The following is a 19,380-nucleotide window of genomic DNA, read 5'->3' on the forward strand; positions in this document are numbered from 1 at the left end:
CAAGAGCCGACCGACGCCCATGGACAAGACCTACCAACCCGATCAGATCGAAACCCGCTGGTACCAGCGCTGGGAAGACGCCAACCGTTTCGCGCCTGCCGGCCAGGGCGAGCCCTACTCGATCATGATTCCGCCGCCCAACGTGACTGGCAGCCTGCACATGGGCCACGCCTTTCAGGACACCATCATGGATACCCTGATCCGCTGGCGGCGCATGCAGCAATACAACACGCTCTGGCAGGTAGGCACCGACCACGCCGGCATCGCCACGCAGATGCTGGTGGAACGCAAGGTCGCGGCAGAAGACGGCAAGAGCCGCCACGAACTGGGGCGTGAGGCCTTCACCGACAAAATCTGGGAATGGAAGCAGGAATCCGGCGGCCATATCACCCGGCAGCTGCGCCGCATGGGCGCCAGCGTCGACTGGTCGCGCGAGCGCTTCACCATGGACGACGGCTTCTACAAGGCGGTGCAGGAAGTCTTCGTGCGGCTCTTCGACGAGGGGCTGATCTATCGCGGCAAACGCCTGGTCAACTGGGATCCCACGCTGCACACCGCGATCTCCGACCTGGAAGTCGAGAACAAGGATCAACAAGGCCAGTTCTGGCATTTCCGCTATCCTCTCGCCGATGGCGTGACCACCGATGATGGCCAGGACCATCTCGTCGTCGCCACTACACGCCCCGAGACGCTGCTCGGCGACACCGGCGTGGCCGTCAATCCCGAGGATCCGCGCTATGCCTCGCTGATCGGCAAGTTCGTCGAGCTTCCGCTGGTCGGGCGCCGCATCCCCATCGTCGCCGACGAGCATGCCGACATGGACAAGGGCTCGGGCTGCGTGAAGATCACTCCCGCGCACGACTTCAACGACTACGAAGTCGGCCGGCGCCAGGATCTACCGCTGATCAACGTCTTCACCCCGGATGCCAGCATCCTGCCCAGTGCCGAGGCCTTCGATATCCAGGGCCGCCCGCTCGCCGACATCGACACCGCCTTGCCGTCTGCCTACGTCGGGCTCGACCGTTTCGCGGCGCGCCAGGCCATTATCGACGACATACAGGCCGCCGAGCTGCTGGCGCAGATCGAAACCGTCAACAACACCCTGCCCTATGGCGACCGCTCCGGCGACGTCATCGAGCCGCTATTGACCGATCAGTGGTTCGTGGCGGTCGAGCAGTTGGCCAAGCCGGCCATCGCCGCGGTGGAGAACGGCGACATCGAGTTCGTGCCCAAGAACTACGAGAACATGTACTTCGCCTGGATGCGCGACCTGCAAGATTGGTGCATTTCGCGCCAGCTATGGTGGGGACACCGCATTCCGGCCTGGTACGACGTTGAGGGCAACGTCCTCGTCGCACGTAGCGCCGAGGAAGCCCGCGACAAGTACGGCCTCGCCGCCGACGTGGCGCTGACTCAGGACGAAGACGTCCTCGATACCTGGTTCAGTGCAGGCCTGTGGACCTTCGTTACCCAGGGCTGGCCGGAACAGACCCCGGAGCTCGAGACCTTCCATCCCTCCAGCGTGCTGGTCACTGGCTTCGACATCATCTTCTTCTGGGTCGCGCGGATGATCATGATGACACTGAAGTTCACCGACGAGGTGCCCTTCAAGAAGATCTACGTGCATGGCCTGGTGCGCGACGCCCAAGGCCAGAAGATGTCCAAGTCGAAGGGCAACGTGCTCGACCCCATCGACCTGATCGACGGCATCGACCTGGATGCGCTGATCGACAAGCGCACCGGCAACATGATGCAGCCGCAGAAAGCCAAGGCCATCGCCAAGGCCACCCGTGACGAATTCCCCGAAGGTATCGAGCCCCACGGCACCGATGCGCTACGTTTCACCTTCCTCTCGCAGGCCACCACCGGGCGCGACATCAAGTTCGACATGGGCCGCCTGGACGGCTATCGCAACTTCTGCAACAAGCTGTGGAACGCGTCGCGCTACGTGCTGATGAATGCTGAAGGCGAGGACTGCGGCGCCTCTGCCGACGGCCAGAACGGCGAGGTCGAACTCTCGCTGGCTGACCGCTGGATCGTCTCGCGCCTGCAGCAGACCGAGGCCCAGGTCACCCGTGCGATGGAAGAATTCCGTTTAGACCATGCCTCGCAAGCGCTCTACGACTTCGTCTGGAACGAATACTGCGACTGGTACCTGGAACTCTCCAAGCCGGTGCTTTGGGACGACAACGCCACTACCGCCGCCAAACGTGGTACCCGACGCACGCTGGTGCGGGTGCTGGAAACCATCATGCGCCTCGCACACCCCATGATGCCGTTCATCAGCGAGGAGATCTGGCAGCGCGTCGCGCCCCTGGCCGGCACGCATGCCGGTGGCGACGACTCGATCATGGCCCAACCCTGGCCGCAGGCCGAACAGAGCCGCATCGACGAGAACGCCACGCGCGATATCGAGTGGCTCAAGGGCGTGATCATCGCTGTGCGCAATATCCGCGCCGAGATGAACATCGCCCCCGGCAAGCCGCTGGAAGCACTGCTCACCAAGGGCGGAGAAACTGACCGCGAGCGCCTGGAAGCCTATCGGCTATTCCTCTCCAAGCTGGCCAAGCTCGACAGCATCACCTGGCTCGATGACCCCGACCAGACCCCGCTCGCCGCCACCCAACTGGTCGGCGACATGGAAGTGCTGGTACCCATGGCGGGGCTGATCGACAAGGACGTGGAGCTTGCCCGCCTGGCCAAGGAAATCGACAAGCAGGACAAGGTTATCGGCGGCATCGAGAAGAAGCTCGGCAACGAAAGCTTCATCAGTAAGGCGCCCGCCGAGGTCGTAGAGAAAGAGCGTGGCAAGCTCGCCGACGCCCAGGCCAGCCGCCAGCATCTCAGCGAGCAACACGACAAGATCGCCGCGCTGTAAGCCCCGCTGTCGAAACGTCGGCACAACGCTGGCACATGCCATTACGCCCATGCGGTTAACGCCGCATGGGCGTTTTCATGTCAGGACAACAGGTCAGGGAAACGCATGGCCAAGCGACATGACACCCTTTGGTCGCCGCCTGCTGACCGGACATAAAAAACCCGCGCCAGGGGGCAGCGCGGGTGGAAGCAGGGTACTACTAGGGGTGCATCGCGAAACGATGCAAGAATGAAACATCTGATGAGCACCAGATGCGATTACTCTATTACTATGCGCCTCATGCCACCAATAAATTGTTAGCATGATAGCGATAGTCCTGCACAATACTTGCGCTACGCCCCTCGCATCCATTTTCGGGTATCGGCCGCCAGTGGCTATTGCCAGAGAAATGCCGAGCCACGGGCCCGGCATTTCTCAACGTGCGGCGAGCATTCAGCGGGCGATGGGCGCCGTACGCTGCTCAAGCCAGTCGCGGGCTTCGCCATCGACCTTGGGCGTCAGGCGGTGGCGGACCTCCTCGTGGTAGGCGTTGAGCCAGGCGATTTCCGCGTCATCGAGCATCGCAATATCGATGGCGCGGGTATCGATGGGGCACAGGGTAAGCGTCTCGAAGTGCAGGAACTCGCCAAAATCACTGGGCTGGGCCGGACGATTGACCACCAGATTCTCGATGCGCACGCCCCATTGCTCCGGCCGATAGACGCCGGGCTCGATCGAGGTGATCATGCCGGGCTGCATGGCGGACTGCGGCGTCGGCGACGCGTACCACGCGATCACCTGCGGTCCCTCGTGGACATTCAGGAAATAGCCCACACCGTGCCCGGTGCCATGTCCGTAGTCGATCCCTGCGGCCCACAGCGGCGCGCGGGCAATGGCGTCCAACTGCGGCGACGGAATGCCACGCGGGAACTGAGCGCGCGATAGCGCGATGGTGCCTTTGAGCACCTGGGTGAAATCGCGCCGGTGCGCCGCGTCGATCTCACCCACCGGCACCACACGGGTGATGTCGGTGGTGCCGCCCAGGTACTGAGCGCCCGAGTCGATCAGCAGCAACCCATTGCCCTCGATCACGGAATGCGCCGCCGACGTGGCGTGATAATGCGGCAGCGCGCCGTTGGCGTTGAAGGCGGCGATGGTCGCGAAGCTCCGCGAGACGAAGCCGTCGCGCTCGGCTCGCGCGGCGGTGATCCGCTCGTCGACGTTCAGCTCGGTCACCGTCTCGTCGCGGGCCAACGCGTCTTCCAGCCAGGCAAAGAACGCGCACAACGCGGCGCCATCTTCCTCCATGGCGTGACGCACATGCTCGATGTCGCGGTCGCTCTTGCGACTCTTGGCCAGCGTGCTCGGCTGAAAGGCCTCGACGACGTGCACGTCTTCCGGCACAGCCTCCATCAGCGCCCGGCTGACCCGCGCCGGATCGACCAACAAGCGCGTATCGTCGGACAACCCTGCGAGACGCTCCGCTACCAACGCATAATCGGCGACATCGATGCCATCGTCGGCAAGCTCGCCGATCACGGCGTCATCCAGCTTGCCCGGGGCGACGAACAAGGTGGTACGCGTCGCCTCGACGATCAGATGCGACAGGAATACCGGATTGAAGTCGACATCCGAACCGCGCAGATTGGTCAGCCAGGCGATGTCGTCGAGGGTCGAGACCAGATGCGTATCGGTCCCTTGGGCCTCCATTTCCTGGCGCAAGGTCGCCAGCTTGTCGCGCCGCGAGGTATCCACGTAAGCGCTCGGGTGAGAACGCACCAGCGCCTCTGGCAGTGCGGGGCGGTCCGGCCAGATGGCATCGAGCAGATCCTGATGGCCTTCCCAGCGAACTCCTTTCGGCGCCAGATGCGCTTCCATCTGACGCACGCTGGCCGCCGCCACTACGGCACCATCGAAGCCCACCGTGGCACCCTGTGGAAGCTGTTCGGCGAGCCACTGCATGGGCCGCTGCGCCTGACCGGGCTGGAGCTTCATCAACTCGATGCCGCTACCAGCCAGTTGCTGCTCGGCTTGCACCCAGTAGCGGCTGTCCACCCACAGCCCAGCCGCCTGTTGGGTAATCACCAGCGTGCCCACGGAACCATCGAAGCCCGACAACCAGGCGCGGCCCTGCCAATGATGCGGCAGATATTCGGAGCTATGCGGATCGGACGATGGCAGCCACCAAGCATCGATGCCTTGTTCACGCATGATCTCGCGCAGTGCGGCCAGACGGGCGGCGGGCGTTTGGGGAGATTCACTCAGCGACATGACTCAGGCTCCGGTGGTGGCGTTGGAAGAAGACGAAGCACCGGCGGGATCGACGGTGGGATTGCCCTTCAGCATACGCTTGATGAACGGTGTCAGCAGCGCCAACACGATGGCACACAGCACCAGCGCCACCGCGCAGCGACCGAATAGCTCTGGTAACTGTTCCAACTCTTCGGCATTCACATGCCCGCCGATCAACCCGGCGACCAGATTCCCCAGCGCCGAGGCCGTGAACCACAACCCCATCAATTGACCGCGCAGCTTGGTCGGCGCCAGTGCGCTCATGGTTGAAAGCCCGACCGGGCTCAGGCACAGCTCGCCGATCGTCAATAGCAGCAAACTGGCGGTAATCCACAGCGGCGAGACCTGATCGATCCCACCTGCCACACGCATCGCCGCGAACATCATCAAGGCAAAGCCACCGGCCGCGAACAAGAGGCCGAGGATGAACTTCACCGGGCTGCCTGGCTCCAGGCGACGGCGGCCGAGTGCCGGCCACAACCAGCCGAATACCGGCCCCAGCAGAATGATGAAGACCGGGTTGAACGACTGAAACCACACCGCCGGCACTTCCCAGCCGAACAACATGCGGTCAGTATAGTCGTGGGCGAACAGATTATAGGACGTTGGCTGCTGCTCGAAGGACGCCCAGAAAAAGGCCGCCGCCATGATCAGGATAAAACATACGACAATACGCGCCCGCTCCTGCTTGTCGAGCCCATTAAAGCCGAACAGAAAGACGAAGTAGCCCAGCGCACAGACGATGATGATCGTGGTCATGGCCTCGGCGATCGCTACCGCGTTCAAGGTGATCACGCCGTTTGCCACCAGGGCGATGAAGCCCGCCAGCGCTATCGCCAAGCCGGCAACGTAATAACCCACGCCGCGACGATGCACTGACGGCGCATCCCAACTGGCGGCGCGTCCCCGCAGGCTGTCGGCGCGACGCATGGAGGGAATGGCTGCCAAACGAAAGATCAGCAAAGCCACCAACATACCTAGTCCGCCGATGCCGAATCCCCAGTGCCAACCGTATTCGCGCATCAGCAGGCCGGTGAACAGCGGGGCGAGCAAGGCACCGATGTTGATTCCCATATAGAAGACCGCGAAACCGCCGTCACGGCGTACGTCGCCTTGATCGTAAAGGCTGCCCACCATCACCGAGATGCAGGACTTGAAGAGTCCCGAGCCGATCACGATCAATACCAGCCCGATAAAAAACCAGGTCGCGCCCCAGACGGCAGAAAACGCGATCGAAAGATGGCCCAAGGCAATGAGGACCGAGCCGTACCAGACCGCGCGTCGCTGGCCCAGCCAGTTGTCCGCCAGCCAGCCGCCGGGCAAGGCCGACAGATAGACGGCACCAGCGTAGATACCGACGATGGCCGAGGCCGTTTCACGCGTGAAGCCCAGTCCGCCCTCGAAGACCGTGGCGGCCATGAACAGCACGAGCAGCGGGCGAATACCGTAGTAGGAAAAACGCTCCCACATTTCGGTGAAAAATAACGGCCCCAACGCACGCGGGTGACCGGCGAAACCCCGGTCCTCTTGGGAGCGGGGCGATGCTATATCCGTGGTAGAGCGCATTGACTATCTGCCTCGTTGAGAACTTTCAGGTTGTGCCTGACATTCGCCGCGCCTTGTGGGCGGGTAGCGAAACAAAACGGCGATGGCACGTAGGCCATCGCCGGAGGCGGACTATAAAACCTCTACACGAATGATCAATCCCCAACTTTTGTCGTACTAACCATTTACCGAGTTATCATGAGCACGAAAAGTAACCGTTTGTTTCTCGTGGTACTTACCGAGACGCGTCCTCTTCCTCCATCCACTGCGCCCAAATGGCGCGGACCCGGCGGCGATGAGCGTCGATATCGGCGATCTCGACCTGGCTCCCGGCCTTGGCCAGCGAGGCACGATGGCTGATGCCGCGATACGTGAGATACGCCTCGCGCAGCTCGCGGGCCTGCTCGGCGGGAAGCCGGCCACTTTCCTCCAGCGTTTCGAGAATGCGCATGTTATCGCTGAAGGCAAGCATTTCCGGCGCTTCATCGCCCAGCCGCAGCACCGCGTACTGACAGAGGAACTCAATATCCACCATGCCGCCGGGATCCTGCTTGAGATGAAACGTGCCCCGGCGTCCGGCCTGATCGCTGCTCCCCAGGTGGGTACGCATCTTGCGGCGCATCGCGACGACCTCACCGCGCAGTGTGTCGGGGTTGCGCGCCTGACCCAGCACCTCACGTCGCACCGCCTCGAAGCGCTCGCATAACGCCGCATTGCCGGCAATGGCACGCGAGCGCACCAGCGCCTGGTGCTCCCAGGTCCAGGCTTGTTGGTGCTGATAGTCGGCGAAGGCGTCGAGCGTCGTCACCAATAGCCCTGCATTGCCCGAGGGACGCAAGCGCATGTCCACTTCGTACAGCGCGCCGCTGGGCGTCATGGCCGTCAGCAAATGGATGACGCGCTGCCCGAGGCGCGTGAAGAAGACCGCATTGTCGAGGGCCTTGGCACCGTCGGTGGCGCCCTTGGGATCGGCGTCGTGCAAAAACACCAGGTCCAGGTCCGATCCATAGCCCAATTCGATGCCACCCAACTTGCCGTAACCGATGATCGCGAAGTTGGCCTCGTCGCTCTCGCACTCACCGGGGCGGCGCGAGGGTCGGCCGTACTTGCGCGTCACCTGCTTCCAGGCCATCGCCAGTACCTGCTCGAGGATCACTTCGGCGATGAAGGTGAGATAATCGCTGACCTTCATCAGCGGCCGCGCGCCGACGATATCCGAGGCCGCAACGTGCAGCACCTGGGCGTGCTTGAAGATACGCAGCGCGTCGAGCTGCCCCTCCTCGTCGTCTTCGGGTATGCGCGCCAGGGCCTGGCGCAGCTCATCGGCGAGCTCGTCCTTGTCGGCGGGCGAATACAGCGTGGCGGGGTGCAGCAATTCATCGAGCAGAACGGGATGGCGCGCCAATTGCTCGGCGATCCACGGGCTCGCGGCGCACAGACGAATTAAATGACGCAGCGCATCGGGATTCTCGCGCAGCAATGCCAGGTACGCAGTGCGCCGCAGCACCGCCTCGATCAGTGGCAAGACGCGTTCGAGCGCGACATCTGGCGCGTGGCTCTCGCCGACGGCTTCGAGCAGCAGCGGCATCAAGGCATCGAGACGCTCGAAACCGATGCGTTGCATGGCCGCCACGGCGCGCGAACGATGCAAACCGGCAAGCCGCTTGAAGGTAGCCTCGGGCGTCTCGAACCCCAGCGTCGTCAGCGTCTCGCGGGCCTCCGACAGAGTCAGCTCCTCACGCCAGAGCGCGCCCAATTCCTCGTGTGAGGCGTCCTCGGAGACGTTCTCCTCATCGTCTTCCTCCTCGGGCGGCGCGATAACGGCATCGAAATGCTCACGCACCCTCCCTCGCGCCTCGTCAAGACGCGCCACGAGCGCCGGCCAGTCGGCCATATCGAGCGCCAGCGCCAAGCGCTCGCGTCCCAGGCTATCGTCCGGCAAGGTCTGAGTCTGGCGGTCCTTCTGGGCCTGCAAGGCATGCTCGAGATCGCGTAGAAAAGCGTAATCGGTGCGCAGGGCATCGGTCACCTCACCCGGCAGAAGCTCCAGATCCGTCAGGCAACGTAGTGCTGCCGCCAGCGAGGTCAGTTGAAGCTCGGTATCGAGCCCACCACGAATCAACTGGAACGCCTGGACCACGAACTCCACCTCGCGGATACCCCCAGGGCCGAGCTTGATATTGTCGGCCATGCCCTTGCGCTTGACCTCGCGGTTGATGAGCCGCTTCATCTCGCGCAACGATTCGATGGCGCCGAAGTCCAGGTACTTGCGATACACGAACGGCCGCAGCGAGGCCAGCAGCTCAGCGCCCGCTTCGAGATCGCCGGCCACCGGGCGCGCCTTGAGCATGGCGTAGCGTTCCCACTCACGCCCCTGATCCTGATAGTAGCTGGCCAGCGTGGCGAAGTTGCCGACCAACGGCCCGCCGTCGCCGAGCGGGCGCAAACGCATGTCGACACGAAACGCCATGCCTTCGTCGGTCACCGCGTCCAACGCGCCGATGAGCTTCTGGCCCAGCTTGGTGAAATATTCCTGATGCGAGAGCGTCCGACGGCCGCCCTCAGTCTCACCCCCCTCGGCGAAGGCGAAGATCAGGTCGATGTCCGAGGACAGATTGAGCTCGCCCGCACCGAGCTTGCCCATGCCCAGCACCACCAAGCGTTGCGGTGTACCGTCGGCGCGCAGAGCCGGTTGTCCCCAGCGCGGCGCATAGTAGTGTTCGAGCCAGCCCAGTACGCCGTCGAGGCAGATTTCCGCCAGGCTGCTGACATCACGCGCCGTGACCCACATGCCAGCTTCGTCGCCCTGGCCACGCGGCGCGCGGCATAGGTCACGCCATACGATGCCCAGCATGCGCAGCCGCCGGAAGCGGCGTACTGCGGCCTGCATGGTCGCTTCATCTTCGGCGGCCTCCAGGCGCTCGGCGAGCTCCGCTTCCCAGGCCTCGCGCGGCGGCGACTCATCCAGTTCGCCCTCGGCATCCAGCACCGGTAGCCAGTCGGGGTCGCGAGCCAGCGTCTCAGTGGCGAAGTCGGAGAGCGCCACGACCCGCGCCAGCTCGGCACGACGCACATCCGAGAGCGCCAGCCAGGTGGCACTCGGCGTCTCTTCGGCATCAACATTCGCATCCGCGTCCGCATCGCTCGTCGAGCGCTTCGCCTGGGCAGCGCGGTCGGCCAGGCACAACGCATCGTCGAGCCGCTCGGTGGCCTCGCCCAGCGCCTCATTCAACGGTGCGGGAATATCGGCGTCGGGCAGGAATCCTTCGGGCAGGGCCATGATGCACTCTCCTGGAACATCCCGGCACCTAACGCCGGGGCAAGCGTGATATCTCCCAGCTTAGCGGAGCCACTCGCTTGGAAGCTACAGGCAGGCGACCCTCAGCGCCGCCATGGCAAGCCACGCTCGGCGGCGGCGATGAACGCCTCGGCAGTTTGACGCGGCGCTGTGCTGAGCAAACTGATGCCCACGAACAGTACGCACGCCACCGGTAGCGCCCAGATGCCCGGCGGCCAGCCCAGTGGCTTAGCGCCGCTGATATACAGCGTCACGACGCAGACACCGCCGCCGAGAATGCTGGTCAGGGCGCCCGCCGCACTGCCGCCACGCCAGAAAAAGGCGCCGACAAGCGCCGGTACGGTGACGACCAGGCCGGTCGAGGCGGCAACCGAAAGCACCGCAATCAGATCCAGGCGCAACTCGGCAAAGGCCAGCGCCAACAGCGCGATCAACGGCAATACGGCCTTGCCGACCCATAGCTGGCGGCGTTCGTCGCTGCCTTTGCGTGCCACCGCATAGACGTCCCGCGACAGCATCGACGAGAGCGTCAGCATGATCGAGTCGATGGTCGAGACCGCCGCCGCCAGGATGCCGACCATCACCAGCACGCCGAGTAACGGCGGTACGTGCGTGGAGGCCAGCAGGGTCGGCGTGGCAAGATCCGAATTCTCCAGGTCGGGGAATGCGATCAGCGCCGAAAAGCCCCACAGTACCGAGACAGCGGTATAGATCAGGCCGAAGCACAGAAAGCCCAGCAGCATGCGGCGCATGGCCTTGAGCGAGGCCGGCATGAAGAGACGCTGACTGACCTGGGGATTGGAAAGACTGAAGAAGAACCAGGGAATCGTCAGGCCGAGGAAAGTCGCCGGCGTGAACAGGCCCGATCCCGGCACGGTAAGCGCCTCGGGATGCTCATCGGCGAGGGTCGCGAACAGCGTCTCGAAGCCGCCCAACGAGACCACTACCAGCAGCGCCACGGCCGTCGAGGCAACGATCATCAACAATGCCTGCAGGGCGTCGGTCCACATCACCGAGCGAATCCCGGCGATGAAGGTGAACACCAGCGCCAGCACGGTGGCGACCGCCACGCCGGTGGTAAAGTCGATGGCACCGTCGGTCATCCCGCTCAGCAGATACCCCACGCCCGCCAGTTGCACCGCCGCATAAGGGACCAGGAACAGGCTGCTGACCAGCGCCGTGGCCAAGGCCACGCCACGATTCCCGTAGCGGTGTCCCAGCATCTCACTGGGGGTGACGAAACCGAATGCCTTGCCCACCGCCCAGAAGCGCGGCCCGAAGATTGCCACCAACGAGACACCAGCGAAGTAGACGGTTTCAAAGCCCAGCGCCCCGACACCGCCGGCATAGGTCAGCCCGGCCAACCCCACCATCATGAAAGCGCTGTAGGTCGTCGCGCTGTAGCTGAGCGCCGACACCAACCCGCCCATGCGCCGCCCGCCGAGGAAATAGTGCGCCATGTCGGGCGTCCCGCCGGGACCGCGCTCGCGTGAGCGCCATGCCACGCCCAGGGCGACGACGACATACACCAGCACCGACGTCCACACGAGCGTCGACGACATCCTCACTTCTCCTTGAAATCGGCGGTAACGAGCAGATTGAGAACGAGCACGGCGAGACCGGTCAGTCCCCAAAAGAGCATACTGCCGTACCAGGCCTGAACATCACGCAGCAGCGTATAGGGGACAAGCACGGCAGCCACCACCAGTACGCCAAGCAATCCAAAACCGACGCGTCGCAACATGGGAAACCTCATATGGACGTTGAAGGTAACCAATATGGCATCGCCACGTGAGAGGGTGTTTACAAAACAGGCGAACGAAGGCAAGACAAGGCAAAATTGGCCGAAAAAACGGAGTTTACATGGGGTAAATGAGTATTTTGAAGCCGATTTTAACGCCGTATTGTCAAGTGCAGCCCTTTTGTAAACACCCTCTGCGGCTCAGCCGAAGAACTTCTGCCAGGCCAGCAACCCCCAAGTCAGGCTCGCCATGATCAGCGAGATCATAACCGCCGCCGAGCCGATGTCCTTGGCCCGGCCGGACAGCTCGTGATGCTCGGGACCGATGCGGTCGACGACGGTTTCCACGGCGCTGTTGAGCAATTCCACGATCAGTACCAGCGCACCACTGCCCACGAGCAGCAGCCATTCCACTGGCGTGGCACCGATCCACCACGCCAATGGCAAGAGTACCACGCAGATGCCGACCTCCTGACGAAACGCCGTTTCATTGCGAAACGCGGCTCGCAGTCCCTTGAGTGAATAGCACGTGGAATTGATCAAATGGTGCAAGCCGGTCTGGCGGGATTTCATCGCGCTTTTTCCTCAGTGAAGGAGTTCTCGATGGCCGATCACGCAACGGCCAGGACGGCAACGCACACGGCGACTTGAAATGGTAACAAAGGGGCAGCTCCAGGCAACGCCACGCGAATGACGGACGGTATCCCGCAAAAGTCGCGTTGTCGACACTCACGACTCAACGCTAGGCTAATGTTCTCGCGCTCACCACAGCGCCCTCACCCGAATTCGCAGGAGTCCTCCATGCCCCGTGCACTCATGCTCCATGACGACACTCCCCGCGCTCGCCTCGAAACCCTCGATGAAGACCAGTTGCCGCAACGCGCGGTACGCGTCGCGATCGATGATTCCGACCTCAATTACAAGGACGCCATGGCGGTCACCGGCCAGGGCAAGATCGTGCGCGACTATCCATTGGTGCCGGGGATCGATTTCGCCGGCACGGTAACGGATTCCACGGATACGCGCTTCGCCGCCGATGACCGCGTAATCCTCACCGGCTGGGGCGTCGGCGAGCGTCATTGGGGCGGTTTCGCCGAGGCCATGCGCGTCGATGCCGACTGGCTAGTGCCCTGCCCGCAACCGCTGAGCACGCGCCAGGCAATGCTCTTCGGCACCGCCGGACTCACCGCCATGCTCAGTGTCATGCGACTGAAAGAAGCGGGCCTCGGCCCAGGCGACGGACCGGTCGTGGTGACCGGCGCCAGCGGTGGCGTGGGCAGTTGGGCCGTGTCGATCCTCGTCCATGAAGGTTTCGAGGTTCACGCCATCACCGGCAAACCCGAGCAGAATGACTGGCTCGAGGCGCTTGGTGCCCACGCCATTCTGCCCCGCGCCGACTTCGAAGCCCGCGGCCGGCCGCTGGAATCGACGCAGTGGGCAGGCGCCGTGGATACCGTCGGTGGCCAGGTCCTGGCCAGTCTCCTGGCACAAATGCGCTACTCAGGTAAGGTCGCCGCCGTGGGACTGGCGGGCGATGCCGCACTACCGACCACGGTGATGCCTTTCATACTGCGCGGCGTGTCGTTGCTCGGCGTGGACAGCGTGTATATCTCGTTCGAGCGGCGCCGCGCGGCATGGCAACGCATCGCCGCCCTGCCCAACGCCTTGCTTTCGCACATGCAGGTCGAGGAAATTGGCCTCGACGACGTGACCGATCGGGCCCAGGCCATGCTCGAAGGCCGCACCCACGGGCGCGTGCTCATCGACCCGCGTCGCTAAACGAATTGATTAATGCAGCGCGGTGTCAGTGTGAATTGATCATTTCCGTCAAATCCGCCGCCACCAGCGGTAGAGTCTGCCGCCAGGCGAGATACGGCGTTTGCTCGGTGCCGTTGACCAGTACGGCGAAACTACCCCAACGCCCGGCTTGGGTACGGAAGTAGCCAGCCACCGCGCGCACCGTGACCGGCTCGTTGAGCGTGCCGGTCTTGAGCATGACGTGCTGCTGGAAAATATCGCTGCCTCGACGGATGAAATGCATGGGGCCGTTGGTCGGCAGTTGAAGACCGGCCACGAAAGTCGGAAACAGCGCCGAGCGGTGGTACATCGCCTCCAACAAAGCGTTGAGATCACGGGCCGAGACACGATTCTCGGGAGTCAAGCCACTGCCACTGGCGAGCGTCGGCACGCCTTGGCCCGGAAGCTCCTGGGCGAAGCGCATCAGCTCATCGGCGCCGTCCTGAAGCTCGGCGCGCGGCTTGGCGACGAGGTCAAGTGCCAGAGTATCGGCCATGAAATTATTGGAATAGTTGAGCATGCGCAGCAGCAATTCCTGCAGCGGCTTGCCATCCACCGCCGCCAAGCGCTTGGCCGTGGTCGGCGGCGGTGTCGTGCTGGTGGCGTAGCTTTCGACCTCGACTCCTGCCTGCTTGAGCAATGCCATCAAGGTCTTGGCGGTTTGTTCGGCGGGATCGGAACTGCCGCGATAGATTTCGCGCGAGTAGCTATCGCGCGCGATCTGCCCACTGATACGTAACGTGTCGCCGCGCTCGCTACTGATGCGCTCAGCACTCAGGCGTGTGTCCTCGCCGTGCGCCACGGTCTTGACCTCATTATCGAGGCGTGTGAGAGGTGCTACCGTCGCGCAATCGCTGATGGAAGCCGCGTCGCCCACTGACGTGCCGGGCTTGACCCGATTGCACCAGCTGCCGTAATTCACTGCCGCCGAAGACAACAAGGCGCTATAGGCGTTGTCGGAGCGCGAGCGCGCCTCGCAACGGTCGGTAGTCACGCAGGTCACCGGACCAAAGCGCCACTGACTGACCACCAATTGGCCCTCGACGGCGCGCACGCCGCGTTCGCGCAAGCGCTGTACCAGACGCCATAGGTTTTCGCTGGTCAGCGCCGGGTCACCGCCACCATCGAGCACCAGGTCGCCATGCAAAACGCCCTGAGCATCGACGTTGCCGGTGGCCATCAACTGCGTGGTGAAACGATGCTGAGGCCCCCAGCGGTCGAGGCTTGCGGCGGCGGTATAGAGCTTGGTCACCGAGGCCGGCGACAGCCGCCGCGTGGGATGGATCGCCCCCAGGCTTTCGCCACTCCCCAACAACTGCGCCTGCGCGCCGATCACGAAGCCTTTATCGGCCAGTGTGGCGAGATTATCGAAGCCATCGGCCTGCGCGACCAACGGCAAACCCATCACGACAAGAAGCACGAGCACACGACGTCCTACACGCTGCGAGGAGCGCAGACGTCGGCAATGGAGCAGCCTACTCAGCATGAGATTTTTCCTTCCCTGGACGAACGTACATCGTACGCCAGGCTAGCAGGACACCTCATCGAGTGCGATGGCGACGCCCGACCGTGCGTGGGCACATTTCAGGTAGCGCCTAATGCGAGGACATACGCGAAAACACCTGAATGATGGCAACCCCGGCGATGATCATTCCTAGACCGAGAATCGCGGGTAAATCGGGTTTCTCGCCATACACGACCACCCCGATCAGCGTGACCAGCACGATGCCAAGTCCGGCCCAGAACGCATAGGCGATGCCCACCGGCAAATCGCGAAGCGCCAGCGTGAGCATGTAAAACGCCAATGCATAGCCCACGACAACGGTCACGCTCGGCCATAGCCGCGTGAACTCCTGAGACGCCTTGAGCGCACTGGTCGCCACGACCTCGGCGATGATCGCGAGGGCCAGAAACACGTACACCATACTCGGTCTCCTGAAGGTCTGTGCCAGCTTTCCCCTAGGTGGGTAGCAACTCGGGACGATACGCCAGCGTCACCTTGAGACGCCAGAGTGGTTGGCCGCTGGCATGGTACTTATGTTCGAAGGGCGTGAGATACTCGCCCGACGGCTCGCAGGGCTCGAGATGCGGCTCGCGTCCCGTGGCCTGTGCCAGCGCCAGGGCCAATTCCTCGAGATAGAGCCGCCAGTTGGAGCGCGCTTCCAGTTCGCCGCCGAGACCCGCCAGTGCCGGGAACACCGGGTGCCCATGCCAGCGCATCTTGAGATGCCCTGCCTTGGGATACGGATTGGGGTAGAGCAGATAATGACGTGCCGGCTGCCACCCTTCTTGTAGCGCCAAACGCCAGAAATCCACCAGATCGGCACGTACCAGCAAGGCGTTGTCGGGCAACTCGCCATGCTCGCGTGAAAGGCGATCGGCGCTACGGTCGATGCCGATCACCGCATGATCGGGAAAACGCGCAGCCAGACGTCGGGTGGAAAGTCCCACGCCACAGCCTGCGTCGAGAATCAGCGGCTTGTACTGCTCCTGCAACCATGCCCGCGCCGCGCCGAACGCGATGCGCGTGTGCGATGCCAACGGCTTTCGCCAGGGATGCGTCAGCGCCCGCGACACACGCCGGGAGAGTTCCTCATGCGGCGCGGTCTGCTGGGTGACAATGGCGCGGGAATTGGCATGCATGGACGGCTCTTTAAACGACTGAACGACATACTATCCTAGCAGACTCCCGAGCCTGACCGAGCGTCACGATATCGCCCCGTAGACCTCGCCCCGTAGAAGTATCCCAAGCGGCGCATTAGCGCCCTCATAAAGACCTGCCGCTGAAAAAGCCCTATAAGGCTGATACGTCATCGGTGGCATTTCCCCTTTATCGGACAGTGTTCGCATGACGCCGCTCGCACCCGGGTGCTATCATCCTTGCCCAGACTCATAAAGACTCCATGCGCCCTATGGCGCGGGAGGACGCAACACACCCGGCCGACGCGTGCCGGTCACACATCAGGACGCATCGTCATCCACAGCATTACGAGGAACGCGGCTTGTCACAGTTACCGGTGATCGTCGGCATGGGCGGTGTTAACGCCGCCGGCAGAACCTCGGGCCACCAAGCTTATCGCCGAACGATTCTCGACGCTTTGCCCGATACCCTTCAGGCACAAACCATTCTCGCCCTGGCCGCCATGATGCAGCTCGTTTCGCGCGTCGAAAGCGGCGGCTGGCAGGACCCTCAGGGCGAGATTCTCGACGACGCCGACGTCGTCGAACGCTATCGCCAACATGTGCTCGATCATACCCTGATTCGCCGCATCGAGGACGAGCGCTTCGGCAGCGAAGGCCTCCCCGCCAATCGCGCCGCACAACTCAACCTCGATGCCGAGCTGACCTTTCGCGTGCGCCGCCGCCAGCTTCCCAACGACGTGCCGGCCACCTGGCAGGTGCGCGAGATCGACAAACGCATGGTCGAAGTCGTGGTCCCGCCGGGAGCGCTGGACGTGCTGCTTCCTGAACGTCGCAGCGCCCAGGTACGCTCGGCCGGACAACTGCCCAGCGGCTTTTCGCCGGACACGCTGTATCGCAGCGTGCACCACCCGCGCGGCTTGGCGATGACTATCTTCGGCGCCTCCGACTGCCTCGGCCAGAGCGGCCTCGACTGGGCGGCGCTGCGCAACCGTCTCGATCCGGACGCCATCGCCGTGTATGCCGGCAACTCCATCGGCCAGCTCGACACCGAAGGCTGGGGCGGTCTGCTGCAAAGCTTCGTCAGCGGCGCGCGCGCCACCTCCAAGCAGATGCCGCTGGGCTATGGGCAAATGCCCGCCGACTTCCTCAACGCCTATGTGCTGGGCAGCGTCGGCGCTACTGGCGCAGCGCTAGGCGCCTGCGCCAGCTTTCTGTACAACCTGCGCCTGGGCCTCGAGGACATTCGCAGTGGCCGGCGCCGGGTGGTCATGGTGGGCACCAGCGATGCACCGATCACCCCGGAGATCGTCGAGGGCTTCCGTGCCATGGGGGCGCTGGCCGACGACGAAAGCCTCAAGGCGCTCGACGCCCTGACGCTGCTCACCGACAGTGACTATCAGCGTGCGTGTCGCCCCTTCGCGCGCAACTGCGGCTTCACCATCTCCGAGTCGACCCAGTTCCTGTTGCTGATGGATGACGCGTTGGCGCTGGAAACCGGCGCGCAGATTCTCGGCGCCGTGCCAGGCGTCTTCGTCAACGCCGATGGCTGGAAGCGCTCGATCTCCGCGCCGGGCATCGGCAATTACATCACTTTGGCCAAGGCGGTCAGTCTTGCCAGCGATATGCTCGGCGAGGAGGCAGTACGCCATCGCAGCTATCTACACGCGCACGGCACCAGCACGCCGAAGAACCGCACTACCGAGTCACATGTATTCGACATGGTGGCGCGCGCGCATGGCATCGAGTCGTGGCCAGTGACCGCCGTCAAGGCATTCGTCGGCCATTCGCAAGGCGGTGCGGCGGGCGATCAGATGGCCAGCGCACTGGGTACCTTCGCCCACGGTATCATTCCCGGTATCTTCACCCTCGATGCAGTGGCCGATGACGTCTTTACCGAGCGCCTGCGCTTCTTCCGCGACTCGGTTCCCTTCGAGGCCGATGCGGCGTTCATCAATGCCAAGGGGTTCGGCGGCAACAACGCCACCGGCCTGGTCATCTCGCCGGCCGCCACCGAACGCCTGCTGGCCCAGCGCCACGGCCAACGCGCCATCGACGACTGGAAGCAACGTCGCGAAACGACCCTGGCCGCTTCCAAGGCGTACCTGGCGACATCCGACAGCGGCCATTTCGAGGTCACCTACCGCTTCGGCGAAGGCGTTCTCGAAGGATCGGAACTCTCGATGACGCGCGACTCGCTGCATATCCCCGGCTTCGATCAGCCGGTCTCGTTGGCGGTCGATAACCCCTACGGCCAACTGCAATAATCATGCCTGGTCGGCGGCATGATTGCTGCCGACCATGGGCAACCACTACCCTGTTGGTATCTCGACACAGGATGCACCCATGAATATCGTGGTCTATCCCGGTACCTTCGACCCCGTCACCCATGGTCATTACGATCTGATCGAACGCGCCGCGCGCATGTTCGACAAGGTCGTGGTGGCGGTGGCTGCGAGTCCGCGCAAGCAGCCCGCATTGTCGCTGGAGACCCGCGTCGCCCTGATCGAAGAGATCACCGCCGAGCTCGACAACGTCACTGTCCTCGGCTTCAGCGGACTGCTGACGCAGTTGCTGGATCAGCAAAACGCACGCATTATCCTGCGCGGATTGAGAGCGGTATCCGATTTTGAATATGAGTTACAATTGGCCAATATGAATCGGGCCCAGGCACCTCATATCGAGAGTTTGTTCCTGACGCCTGCGATCGAGAACTCGTATATTTCTTCCACCATCGTGCGCGAGATCGCGCGTCTCGGGGGAGATGTCTCCAAGCTCGTGCATCCCTGCGTGGTCGATGCTCTGAGCCGGCATTTCGCCCCGGACTCCTCGTCGCCCGAGACGCAGTAGAGGACACTACCATGGCCCTGATGATCACCGATGAGTGCATCAACTGCGATGTCTGCGAACCCGAGTGCCCCAATGGCGCCATTTCCCAGGGTGAGGAGATTTATGTCATCGACCCCAACTTGTGCACCGAGTGCGTCGGTCATTTCGACGAGCCCCAGTGCCAGCAGGTGTGCCCGGTCGACTGCATTCCCCTCGATCCCGAACGCAGCGAAACCCACGACCAGCTCATGCACAAGTACCGGTTGATTACCGCCGCCTGAGCGCGGCCAGGCACGATACACGGCGTCGAACATCGACAGCCCGCAAGGGCAGTCTGCGTGCCCCTGCGCTCTTTTCATGTCTCGCGGACGGCTCGCCAGG

Annotated in this window: 14 protein-coding genes; 5 read left to right on the top strand and 9 right to left on the bottom strand. The window is 63.3% G+C overall.

Translation table 11 applies throughout. The features are described 5' to 3' along the window. The first annotated feature begins 19 nt into the window (after positions 1 to 19). Positions 20 to 2,878, top strand: coding sequence for a valine--tRNA ligase (locus OP496_RS10370; RefSeq protein ID WP_280563554.1), 2,859 nt, complete (start codon positions 20 to 22; stop codon positions 2,876 to 2,878). 432 nt (positions 2,879 to 3,310) lie between these two features. Here OP496_RS10370 and OP496_RS10375 read toward each other — a convergent pair whose 3' ends face one another. From OP496_RS10375 to OP496_RS10400, 6 genes are all read right to left on the bottom strand, one after another. Continuing rightward, positions 3,311 to 5,128: an aminopeptidase P family protein gene (locus OP496_RS10375; protein ID WP_280563555.1), complete on the bottom strand. Its 1,818-nt coding sequence runs from the start codon at positions 5,126 to 5,128 to the stop codon at positions 3,311 to 3,313. 3 nt (positions 5,129 to 5,131) lie between these two features. After that, on the bottom strand, positions 5,132 to 6,715 hold the full coding sequence (locus tag OP496_RS10380) for a peptide MFS transporter (protein WP_280563556.1): 1,584 nt from the start codon (positions 6,713 to 6,715) through the stop codon (positions 5,132 to 5,134). 214 nt (positions 6,716 to 6,929) lie between these two features. Next, a complete protein-coding gene (gene glnE, locus OP496_RS10385; RefSeq protein ID WP_280563557.1) occupies positions 6,930 to 9,974 on the bottom strand; it encodes a bifunctional [glutamate--ammonia ligase]-adenylyl-L-tyrosine phosphorylase/[glutamate--ammonia-ligase] adenylyltransferase in 3,045 nt (1,014 codons plus the stop codon). Positions 9,975 to 10,075: 101 nt separating this feature from the next. After that, positions 10,076 to 11,554, bottom strand: a complete 1,479-nt coding sequence (locus tag OP496_RS10390) for a sodium:solute symporter family protein (RefSeq protein ID WP_280563558.1) — start codon at positions 11,552 to 11,554, stop codon at positions 10,076 to 10,078. Positions 11,555 to 11,556: 2 nt separating this feature from the next. Continuing rightward, positions 11,557 to 11,736, bottom strand: coding sequence for a hypothetical protein (locus OP496_RS10395; RefSeq protein ID WP_280563559.1), 180 nt, complete (start codon positions 11,734 to 11,736; stop codon positions 11,557 to 11,559). 198 nt (positions 11,737 to 11,934) lie between these two features. Beyond that, positions 11,935 to 12,306 (bottom strand): diacylglycerol kinase, encoded by a 372-nt coding sequence (locus OP496_RS10400; protein WP_280563560.1) that lies wholly within the window; start codon positions 12,304 to 12,306, stop codon positions 11,935 to 11,937. A gap of 228 nt (positions 12,307 to 12,534) precedes the next feature. On the opposite strand from OP496_RS10400, the gene OP496_RS10405 reads away from it, so the two are divergent. Continuing rightward, positions 12,535 to 13,512: an MDR family oxidoreductase gene (locus OP496_RS10405; RefSeq protein WP_280563561.1), complete on the top strand. Its 978-nt coding sequence runs from the start codon at positions 12,535 to 12,537 to the stop codon at positions 13,510 to 13,512. 25 nt (positions 13,513 to 13,537) lie between these two features. Here the strand turns inward: OP496_RS10405 and dacB are convergent, their stop codons facing one another. The 3 genes from dacB to OP496_RS10420 form a co-directional block, all read right to left on the bottom strand. Next, positions 13,538 to 15,016 (bottom strand): D-alanyl-D-alanine carboxypeptidase/D-alanyl-D-alanine-endopeptidase, encoded by a 1,479-nt coding sequence (gene dacB, locus OP496_RS10410; RefSeq protein WP_280563562.1) that lies wholly within the window; start codon positions 15,014 to 15,016, stop codon positions 13,538 to 13,540. Between the two features lie 109 nt (positions 15,017 to 15,125). After that, positions 15,126 to 15,455, bottom strand: a complete 330-nt coding sequence (locus OP496_RS10415; RefSeq protein ID WP_097022158.1) for an SMR family transporter — start codon at positions 15,453 to 15,455, stop codon at positions 15,126 to 15,128. 34 nt (positions 15,456 to 15,489) lie between these two features. After that, entirely contained in the window at positions 15,490 to 16,173 is a 684-nt protein-coding gene (locus OP496_RS10420; protein WP_280563563.1) for a methyltransferase domain-containing protein, read from the bottom strand. Positions 16,174 to 16,559: 386 nt separating this feature from the next. Between OP496_RS10420 and OP496_RS10425 the strand changes: the two genes are divergently transcribed. The 3 genes from OP496_RS10425 (at position 16,560) to OP496_RS10435 (ending at position 19,280) form a co-directional block, all read left to right on the top strand. Beyond that, positions 16,560 to 18,437 (top strand): beta-ketoacyl synthase N-terminal-like domain-containing protein, encoded by a 1,878-nt coding sequence (locus OP496_RS10425; protein ID WP_280563663.1) that lies wholly within the window; start codon positions 16,560 to 16,562, stop codon positions 18,435 to 18,437. Positions 18,438 to 18,516: 79 nt separating this feature from the next. Next, positions 18,517 to 19,020 (top strand): pantetheine-phosphate adenylyltransferase, encoded by a 504-nt coding sequence (gene coaD / locus OP496_RS10430; protein ID WP_280563564.1) that lies wholly within the window; start codon positions 18,517 to 18,519, stop codon positions 19,018 to 19,020. Between the two features lie 11 nt (positions 19,021 to 19,031). Beyond that, complete coding sequence (locus OP496_RS10435) at positions 19,032 to 19,280, top strand: YfhL family 4Fe-4S dicluster ferredoxin (RefSeq protein ID WP_280563565.1); 249 nt, start codon at positions 19,032 to 19,034, stop codon at positions 19,278 to 19,280. Positions 19,281 to 19,380: the final 100 nt, after the last annotated feature.

The sequence above is a fragment of the Chromohalobacter sp. 48-RD10 genome (assembly GCF_029889785.1).
Taxonomy (GTDB): Bacteria; Pseudomonadota; Gammaproteobacteria; order Pseudomonadales; family Halomonadaceae; genus Chromohalobacter.

Coding starts and splice junctions, on each gene's coding strand:
- coaD (WP_280563564.1), top strand. CDS start 18,517: ATGAATATCGTGGTCTATCCCGGTACCTTCGACCCCGTCACCCATGGT.
- OP496_RS10405 (WP_280563561.1), top strand. CDS start 12,535: ATGCCCCGTGCACTCATGCTCCATGACGACACTCCCCGCGCTCGCCTC.
- OP496_RS10400 (WP_280563560.1), bottom strand. CDS start 12,306: ATGAAATCCCGCCAGACCGGCTTGCACCATTTGATCAATTCCACGTGC.
- OP496_RS10370 (WP_280563554.1), top strand. CDS start 20: ATGGACAAGACCTACCAACCCGATCAGATCGAAACCCGCTGGTACCAG.
- OP496_RS10395 (WP_280563559.1), bottom strand. CDS start 11,736: ATGTTGCGACGCGTCGGTTTTGGATTGCTTGGCGTACTGGTGGTGGCT.
- OP496_RS10425 (WP_280563663.1), top strand. CDS start 16,560: ATGGGCGGTGTTAACGCCGCCGGCAGAACCTCGGGCCACCAAGCTTAT.
- dacB (WP_280563562.1), bottom strand. CDS start 15,016: ATGCTGAGTAGGCTGCTCCATTGCCGACGTCTGCGCTCCTCGCAGCGT.
- OP496_RS10415 (WP_097022158.1), bottom strand. CDS start 15,455: ATGGTGTACGTGTTTCTGGCCCTCGCGATCATCGCCGAGGTCGTGGCG.
- OP496_RS10435 (WP_280563565.1), top strand. CDS start 19,032: ATGGCCCTGATGATCACCGATGAGTGCATCAACTGCGATGTCTGCGAA.
- OP496_RS10380 (WP_280563556.1), bottom strand. CDS start 6,715: ATGCGCTCTACCACGGATATAGCATCGCCCCGCTCCCAAGAGGACCGG.
- glnE (WP_280563557.1), bottom strand. CDS start 9,974: ATGGCCCTGCCCGAAGGATTCCTGCCCGACGCCGATATTCCCGCACCG.
- OP496_RS10375 (WP_280563555.1), bottom strand. CDS start 5,128: ATGTCGCTGAGTGAATCTCCCCAAACGCCCGCCGCCCGTCTGGCCGCA.
- OP496_RS10420 (WP_280563563.1), bottom strand. CDS start 16,173: ATGCATGCCAATTCCCGCGCCATTGTCACCCAGCAGACCGCGCCGCAT.
- OP496_RS10390 (WP_280563558.1), bottom strand. CDS start 11,554: ATGTCGTCGACGCTCGTGTGGACGTCGGTGCTGGTGTATGTCGTCGTC.